Consider the following 5,157-nt stretch of genomic DNA (forward strand, 5'->3'; position numbering starts at 1 on the left):
GTTGTTCAATTCTTGAGCCAGACTCACGCATGGGCTACGACCGCGACCCGCGTTCTATCGCTCAACGCGCAGAAGAATACCTCGCATCAACGGGCATCGCTGACACCGTATTAATGGGCCCAGAGCCAGAGTTTTTCATGTTTGACGACGTGCGTTTCCATACCGACATGAGCGGCTCTTTCTATAAAATCGATGACATCGAAGCGAAATGGAACTCAGGCAAAAGCTACGAAGACGGCAACAAAGGCCACCGTCCTGGCGTGAAAGGCGGTTACTTCCCAGTACCACCGGTTGACTCGTCGCACGATATCCGTAGCGAAATGTGTGAAGTCATGGAAGAAATGGGTTTAGTGGTTGAAGCGCACCACCATGAAGTGGCGACTGCAGGTCAAAACGAAGTGGCGTGTAAATACAACACCTTGACCAACAAAGCGGACGAAATTCAGATTTTCAAATACGTCGTGCACAACGTTGCCCATGCCTATGGTAAAACGGCGACCTTTATGCCGAAGCCATTAGTCGGTGATAACGGTTCAGGTATGCACGTACACATGTCACTGGCGAAAGACGGCAAGAACCTATTCGCGGGCGACAAATACGGCGGATTGTCAGAAACTGCATTGTATTACATCGGCGGTATTATCAAGCACGCACGCGCTTTGAATGCGTTTACTAATCCAAGCACCAACTCGTATAAGCGTTTGGTTCCAGGCTTTGAAGCGCCGGTCATGCTGGCCTACTCAGCGCGTAACCGCTCGGCGTCAATTCGGATTCCATTGGTTTCAAACCCGAAAGGTCGTCGGATTGAAGCACGTTTCCCTGATCCAACAGCAAATCCATACCTTGCGTTTACCGCATTGTTAATGGCTGGCTTGGACGGCATCCAAAACAAAATCCATCCTGGCGATGCCATGGACAAGGATTTGTATGACTTGCCACCGGAAGAAGCGAAAGAAATTCCAACGGTAGCGAGCTCACTGGAAATGGCTTTAGATGCGCTCGAGAAAGACCACGACTTCTTAACTGCTAGCGGTGTCATGAGCAAAGACATGATCGACGCTTACATTGCCCTGAAACGCAAAGAAGTTGAGCGTTTAGCAATGACTGTGCATCCGATTGAATTTGACATGTACTACTCAAGCTAAGCTTGAATCGGCCCGGCTTCACGACGAAGTCGGGCCATTTCGGTGCAACGATTGCCGTTTGCACCAAATTGGTGCAAACTTCAGGGAGTGGCAGTTTTGCATCGCGATTTTGAATCAGCTCCTTTCCTGCCGTCGTCATTCTCGTTTTACCAAGAGGATCAGCTATGGCCCCTCCGTCGCCACCGCAATTGACCGAAGCACTCGCTGACCAGCTAGTGACCGCTATTTTAGTGCTCGACGGCCAACTGATTGTGCGTTATGCCAATGCCGCTGCCGACGCTATTTTCGCCGCCAGCGCACGGCGTTTAGAGGGCACTCCGGTGGACAGTCATCTGCGTTATAGCAGCTTTGACTTAGCCCTGTTGCCCGGCGTGTTGCAGTCGCAGCAAACATTGTCGGATAGCGATGTGACCTGGGTCTTTCACGATGGTAAAAGCGTCAATGTCGAACTCACCGCGTCAGTCGCTGAAGTTCCCGGCCAAGGCCTAACGATTCTCTTAGAAATGCGCCAAATCGATTTAATTCGCCGTATTAATCAAGAACAAACACAACAACATCAACTCGCTGCTGCGCAGCAACTTGTTCGCGGGCTAGCCCATGAGATTAAAAACCCACTTGGCGGGCTGCGCGGTGCCGCACAGCTGCTCGATGCCGAATTGCCGGAATCGCAACGTGAGTTTACCCAGCTGATCATGGCGCAGGCCGATCGTTTGCGGAATCTGGTCGATCGCCTACTCGGACCGAATCGCCCAAGCGAGCGTCGGCAAATCAATATTCATGAAGTCTTGGCGCGCGTGCTTGATTTGATTCAACTTGAATGTCCAACCAACGTGAGCATTCGCAAAGATTACGACCCGAGTGTCCCGCCGTTGTGGATTAGTCCCGAGCAAATCGAACAGGTTTTACTGAATTTAGTGAAGAACGCGCTGGAAGCGGTGGGGACTGCGGGCCAAATTGTGGTACGCACGCGGGTGAGCCATCAAGAAACTATTTATGGCACGCGCTATCGGCAATGCCTGTTGATTACCGTGCAAGATGACGGTCCCGGTGTGCCAGCTGAGCTGCGTGATACGCTGTTCTACCCCTTGGTCACTGGCCGCGAGAATGGCTCGGGTCTTGGGCTTTCCATTGCCCAGAGTTTGGTGCACCAACACGCCGGCAAAATCGAAGTGAGTAGCCGCCCACAATGTACTGAATTTACCGTGTACTTGCCTTATCAACGCCCGGAAGTGGAGGACGCAGCATGAGCCCCTATCAGGTTTGGATCGTCGACGACGATAGTTCCATCCGTTGGGTGTTAGAGCGCGCGTTTAACGCTGCGAGTGACTGGCAGCCTCGCGTATTCGCCGAGCCGGCGGAGCTACTTGCGGCTCTACAACCGTCTTGCGCCGATCGTGCCCCGGACTTAGTCATCACCGACGTGAAAATGCCCGGTATTGACGGGATGCAGGTGTTGCGGCAGATACAGGAACGCTGGCCGGACTTACCTGTGATTGTGATGACCGCGCACTCGGACCTCGACAGTGCGGTGAAAGCCTTTAAAGGTGGCGCTTTTGAGTATATTCCTAAGCCTTTTGACCTCAATGAAGTCATCGCAATCGCCGGTCGCGCGGTCAAGCTGAAGCAGCAAGCGCCGCAACCCGAGCCGATCGAGCGTGGACAAGGCACCGGCATGATCGGCGAGTCACCGGCAATGCAGGAAGTTTTCCGTGCGATTGGCCGGCTTTCCCGCTCGTCGGTGACCGTCCTAATCACCGGCCAAACTGGCACAGGTAAAGAGCTGGTCGCGCGCGCTTTGCATGACCATAGCCCGCGATCTGAGCAACCGTTTGTGGCGTTGAACATGGCGGCAATTCCCGGTGAATTGATTGAATCGGAGCTGTTTGGCCACGAGAAAGGTGCATTCACCGGCGCCCAAGCACGTCGGCCGGGTCGGTTTCAGCAAGCCAATGGCGGAACGCTATTTTTGGATGAAATTGGTGATATGCCGTTGGCGGTGCAAACACGTTTGTTGCGAGCGCTGGCGGAAGGGCAGTTTTATCCGGTTGGCAGTCATCAATTAGTGAGCGTTGACGTGCGCGTGATCGCCGCCACACACATTGATTTGCGGAAAGCGATTGCCGAAGGCACCTTTCGAGAAGATTTGTATCACCGCCTCAACGTCATTCATTTGCGCCTGCCGACTTTAGCTGAGCGGCGCAGCGATATCGCCGCCTTGACGGAACATTTTTTGGCCAGCGCTGCCGAAGAATTACAGATGTCACCAAAGCGCTTAACCGCTGACGCCTTGGCGCGACTTGAACAAGCGCAATGGCCGGGTAATGTGCGTCAACTTGAAAACGTGTGTCGTTGGCTGACGGTGATGGCGAGTGGCGATGTTGTTGATACCGACGAATTGCCGGCCTTAACCTTTGCGCCCGATGACGAGCCGGTAACGGAATGGCGCGACGGACTGCGTCATGAGTTGCAGCAGGTCTTTACCACCGATGCGAGCTACGCTGACTTAGCTCAGGAGTTAGAACACATTGCCATTGACGAGGTACTCAAGATAACCTCTGGGCACCGGCAGCAGGCGGCGGAGAAGTTGGGCTGGGGGCGCAATACCTTGACACGAAAACTGGCTCGCAATCGTTCAAAGGACTAGTCTTTACAATTGTAAAGAAGCTGCAAATGCGCTCGCGTTGAAATGTAAAGACGCTAGATTGTTTGTACGACAACAGAAAAGGATACATCCCGTGGTACATATCTTACTCATTGATGACGACCTAGATTTGGGCAGCATGTTGACCGACGTGTTTATGCGCGAAGGCATTAAAGTGACCCATGTTGAAGACGGTAAAACCGGACTTGCACGGGCAAGTTCAGAATCGTTTGCGCTCATCTTGCTGGATATTATGCTGCCGGAAATTGATGGTTTACAGGTGCTCAAGCAACTTCGTCAAAGTGGCGTTGAGACGCCGGTACTCATGTTGACCGCCCGCGGTGATGATGTCGATCGCGTCGTTGGCCTTGAGTTAGGCGCGGATGATTATCTGCCGAAACCCTTCTATCCACGGGAGCTGATTGCTCGCGTGAAAGCACTATTGCGTCGCAGCAAGAGCCAAGACAACAAGCCTGTGGTTGAAAAGCTGCGTTTTGCCGGCTTTGAACTGGACGTAACGAATGCAACGGCGCTGTGCGATGACGCGGAACTGACGTTAACACCGACCGAATTTGAAGTGCTGCGCCAATTGGTCATGCACCATGGTCAGTTGGTCACCAAAGAAATGCTCTCTGCGCAGGTGCTTGGTCGGCAACTGGGGCCGTTTGACCGCTCGCTGGATGTCCATATAAGTAATATCCGGAAAAAATTACCCACCCACCCTGACCGTATTCAAACGGTTCGTGGTCGCGGGTATCGCGTCATGGAACCTGAATTGTTGGAATCGTAAATTATGGTTGAACGCCGCACGCGGTGGTATCAGTCGCTGACGTTTCGGCTGCTGACCGTCTTTTGGTTTTTAATTACCTTAACCGCAGCGGCGGCGTTTGCTGCCATTCTCTATTTAGCTCGACCACCCGGACCCGAGCCCATTAGCGCTGAGTTTGATCGTGCGTTAACGCCCATTCTCACCCACCCGTCCAGTGCCGGCCTTCTGCAGCCCGGACGACTACTGGTCGGTCAGTATCGCCTTATTGCCATCACCCGTGACGACATTGAATTTGTGCCGGGGATGTCGCAAATGGAATTGGCAGCGGCCATGCAAGTTTATGATAGCCCCGAGCCGGTGCAGATCGTGGTCGGTGACAGTGTCTATGCAGGGCCGCTGGCCAGTAACGAAGGTTTTGTGGTGGTCAGTCGCCCAGCGACAGCCGCCGAGCTACAGGCGATTCAGGAAAGTCAGGAAGACCGTGATTTCTTGCCCCGACTGGCGTTGTTTTCAGTCATCGCGTCCTTTTTAGGTGCGTTAATCCTCGGTTGGTGGTTCGTGCGGCCACTAAAACAACTGCGCAATGCCACACGGGAAGTTGC

The 5,157-nt window shown here is 53.4% G+C and carries 5 protein-coding genes; all 5 read left to right on the plus strand.

The window, feature by feature from the left end:
• Nucleotides 1-1,145: type I glutamate--ammonia ligase (gene glnA, locus J5F18_RS02795; protein WP_346300829.1), on the plus strand; the 1,145-nt coding region annotated here is incomplete at its 5' end.
• A 164-nt stretch (nt 1,146-1,309) separates the two neighbouring features.
• Nucleotides 1,310-2,392, plus strand: coding sequence for a nitrogen regulation protein NR(II) (gene glnL, locus J5F18_RS02800; protein ID WP_346300830.1), 1,083 nt, complete (start codon nt 1,310-1,312; stop codon nt 2,390-2,392).
• The gene (ntrC, locus tag J5F18_RS02805; RefSeq protein ID WP_346300831.1) at nt 2,389-3,789 is read left to right on the plus strand and encodes a nitrogen regulation protein NR(I); all 1,401 of its coding nucleotides are present in this window, start codon (nt 2,389-2,391) and stop codon (nt 3,787-3,789) included. The genes glnL and ntrC overlap by 4 nt, the downstream gene beginning before the upstream one ends.
• Before the next feature lie 91 nt (nt 3,790-3,880).
• Nucleotides 3,881-4,576, plus strand: coding sequence for a response regulator transcription factor (locus tag J5F18_RS02810; protein WP_346300832.1), 696 nt, complete (start codon nt 3,881-3,883; stop codon nt 4,574-4,576).
• A gap of 3 nt (nt 4,577-4,579) precedes the next feature.
• On the plus strand, nt 4,580-5,157 hold a 578-nt coding region (locus J5F18_RS02815; protein WP_346300833.1), incomplete at its 3' end, for a hypothetical protein.

The sequence above is a fragment of the Halomonas sp. BM-2019 genome, from assembly GCF_017584085.1.